Genomic DNA, 3,316 nt, shown 5'->3' on the forward strand with positions numbered 1-3,316 from the left:
CTTGACCTGCATTGCCTGCCGCATCACTATAACTACCTGAAGCAATATCGAGTTTAACGGTCGCTGCACTACCATCTGTGCCATTCGCCACGACTTTAGCAGTCCAACTACCATCGGCTTGTTGTGCCAAGTCTTTGAGTTTGCCACCAGTGACCTGTACATCGTCAGCATCAAAGCCAACGACTTTTTCACTGAAGCTGATTTTCACATCGCCATTATCGGCAATCGTAATTGTTGCTTTTGGTGCTGAACTATCAACAGTCACTTGGGTCTTTACATCATCACTGATGTTGCCAGCTTTGTCTTTTGCATTAGCAGTAACTTGATATCCACCATCCGTTAAATTTGCCTTAACGCTATAGCTCCAATCACCTTTCGCATCCACTGTCGCGGTACCAGTCTCGATAACATCTCCGTTCGGCGTTTTAACTGTAACCATCACGGTAGAACCAATTTCAGTTTTGCCTTTTACATCAGGAGTTACATCATTGGTGAGTACTGCATTTTGGATTTCAATTACTGGATCAGTGATATCAATCACGAAGGTTTTAGATGCTGGGCTACTGATATTACCGGCTGCATCTTTTGATACAGCTTCAAGCACATAATAGCCTTCGAGCAATTCATTCGCAGGCGTATAAGTCCATTTACCTGTAGCGGTGTCTAGTTTCGCTAGTCCTGAATCGATAACTTTATTATTGGCATCACGCAGGTAAACCGTCACTTCTACACTTTTGGTTGAAGTTCCAGAGAATGTTGGCTTCGTTTGATTGGTCTGCGGAACGTTTGCAGGCACGCTTAATGTGCTTACACGAGAAAAGGCTGCAGCAAAATTCGATGTACCAAATAAATCGTCAATATCAACCGTCGGTAAAGTGGTATTAACCGTTCCGATTGCTGTCTGTTGATTACCCGCAGCATCAGTTGCGGTCACAGTCACTGTATAATCAGCTTCGGCAACAGGTGAATCTGGAATAAATGTCCAAGCACCATCTTTTACCGTTGTCGTACCAGCAATATCCTTGCCATTTGAATCTTGTACTTGGACTTGAAGATTCGCATCTTCATTCACAGTACCTGTAAAATTAGGTTCTTTAAAATCGTCAATCGTGACAATTGGTGCTGTAGCATCTATTGTAAATGATGTGTCTGTGGCACGACCTGTATTACCAGCAGCATCTGTAGCAATGGCCTCAACTGAGTATTCTCCATCAATCAGGGTTTTATCAGCACGATAACTCCACTGATCACCGATGACCTTAGCTTCGCCTTGATCAACAATTTTTCCATTATTATCTCTGATAACAACGCTAACGTCAGTGCCAACTTCTGTTTTACCTTTAAATGTAGGCATTGAATCCTGAGTTAAAGTTGTATCTTCAATAGATATTTCAGGATTAATCGTATCTTTTGCACCAATCACGGTTGTTGGATCAGAAGTATTTCCTGCGGCATCTTTTGCTGTCACTTTGGCAGTTTCACCATCAGTCACTGCAGGCGATACAGGGATTTCAAATTCACCGAGGCTGTTTGCAGTTCCTGAACCAATTAATTTGCCATTTTCATCACGAACTTCAACTTTTGCGCCTGGCTCAGTTTTACCCGTTACTACTGTGCCGTCTGCATTTAAAGTTGCATTAGGCGCATCAGGTTTGGTGGTGTCTTTTGCAGTCGCTTCTGTCGGTTCTGACTCATTGCCTGCTTTATCTGTCACAGTAACATCAACAGTTTCACCATTGGTTAATGGATCTTTAAGTTCAACATCAAAATTCCCTGATGAATCCACTGTACCTGTGCCAATGATTTTGCCGTCTTGATCTTTCACTTCTACAATAGTACCCGGCTCGCCTTTACCTGTGGCGTGCTCACCATCATCGGTAACCACCACATCTTTAGGTGCATCAGGTTTGGTCGTATCTTTTGCAGTAGCTTCTGTTGGTTCTGACTCATTGCCTGCTTTATCTGTCACAGTCACATCAACAGTTTCACCATTGGTTAATGGATCTTTAAGTTCAACATCAAAATTCCCTGATGAATCCACTGTACCTGTGCCAATGATTTTGCCGTCTTGATCTTTCACTTCTACAATAGTACCCGGCTCACCTTTACCTGTGACATGTTCACCATCATCAGTAATCACCACATCTTTAGGCGCATCAGGTTTGGTCGTGTCTTTTGCAGTAGCTTCTGTTGGTTCTGACTCATTGCCTGCTTTATCTGTCACAGTGACATCAACGGTTTCACCATTGGTTAATGGATCTTTAAGTTCAACATCAAAATTACCTGATGAATCCACTGTGCCTGTGCCAATGACTTTGCCATCTTGATCTTTCACCTCTACCGTAGTACCCGGCTCACCTTTACCTGTGACGTGCTCACCATCATCGGTGATCACCACATCTTTAGGCGCGTCCGGTTTAGTCGTATCCTTAGAACCACCAGAAGAATCAGATCCACCACCAATAGCTGCACCCAATAAACCAGCGCCACCTGCTCCCGCAATCCACGGTAAAATTACACCTGTCAAAGAATCGTTATAAAGCAGCGGTTCAATTTCATCTAAAGGTTGATACTGAATAACATCCGCAATATCACCATTGGCTGTTGTAAATTTTGCCCAATACAATGTGCCGTCTTCATCCTCAAACACCAAACTATTATCTGGTGTCACCTCACTAAAATAGTTTTGTACAGTAATCACTTCCCCATTTTTTAAGGTGATTATTGCGTCAACACCATTCTTTGTAATTGAAGCAACATCTTCTTTCGGGATTTTGACGACGATGACAGAATTTTCGATAAGCCCCACTTGATTGGATTCAACTTGATCCAAAACTTTATGACTTTCTTTAGAAATGACAGAAATTTGCGGCATGGGTAAAACCTCATTTATTTGTATTAGGGCCGTTTTTATGTTTTTAGTTTTGTAATGAATTGTTGGTGCTTAATAATTTCTTTAATTACAACTCATTAAAAACGAATTTTTAATTGTGTGCGTTATATCACGCTTTGTATTTATTTTGCACAATTACTTGAATATTGTATTATTTTTATCAATAGGCTCAGATTTTAGATCCATCTTTATACAAGTAATAACAAACACTTATTTGTGTGATGCAAGTCACAATAATACCGATGAATGACTAGTCATAATTTCCCGACTTTTTGATGTTACTTGATTGAACACAACTATAGCTAAATACCAAATAAATCATTACAGTAATCTTTAAATAATTTATCAATATCTTTAACTCTAAACTTAGTTCGAATCGCCTTGACTCGTGACCACATATTTTCTATTGGATTTAAATCTGGA

Annotated in this window: 1 protein-coding gene; it reads right to left on the bottom strand. The window is 40.7% G+C overall.

Going from position 1 to position 3,316, the window contains the following annotated elements; all coding sequences use genetic code 11:
- On the bottom strand, positions 1 to 2,875 hold a 2,875-nt coding region (locus FTU38_RS11225; RefSeq protein ID WP_180111221.1), incomplete at its 3' end, for an Ig-like domain-containing protein.
- Between the last annotated feature and the right edge of the window lie 441 nt (positions 2,876 to 3,316).

The organism is Acinetobacter sp. YH12098 (assembly GCF_013419235.1).
Taxonomy (GTDB): domain Bacteria; phylum Pseudomonadota; class Gammaproteobacteria; order Pseudomonadales; family Moraxellaceae; genus Acinetobacter; species Acinetobacter amyesii.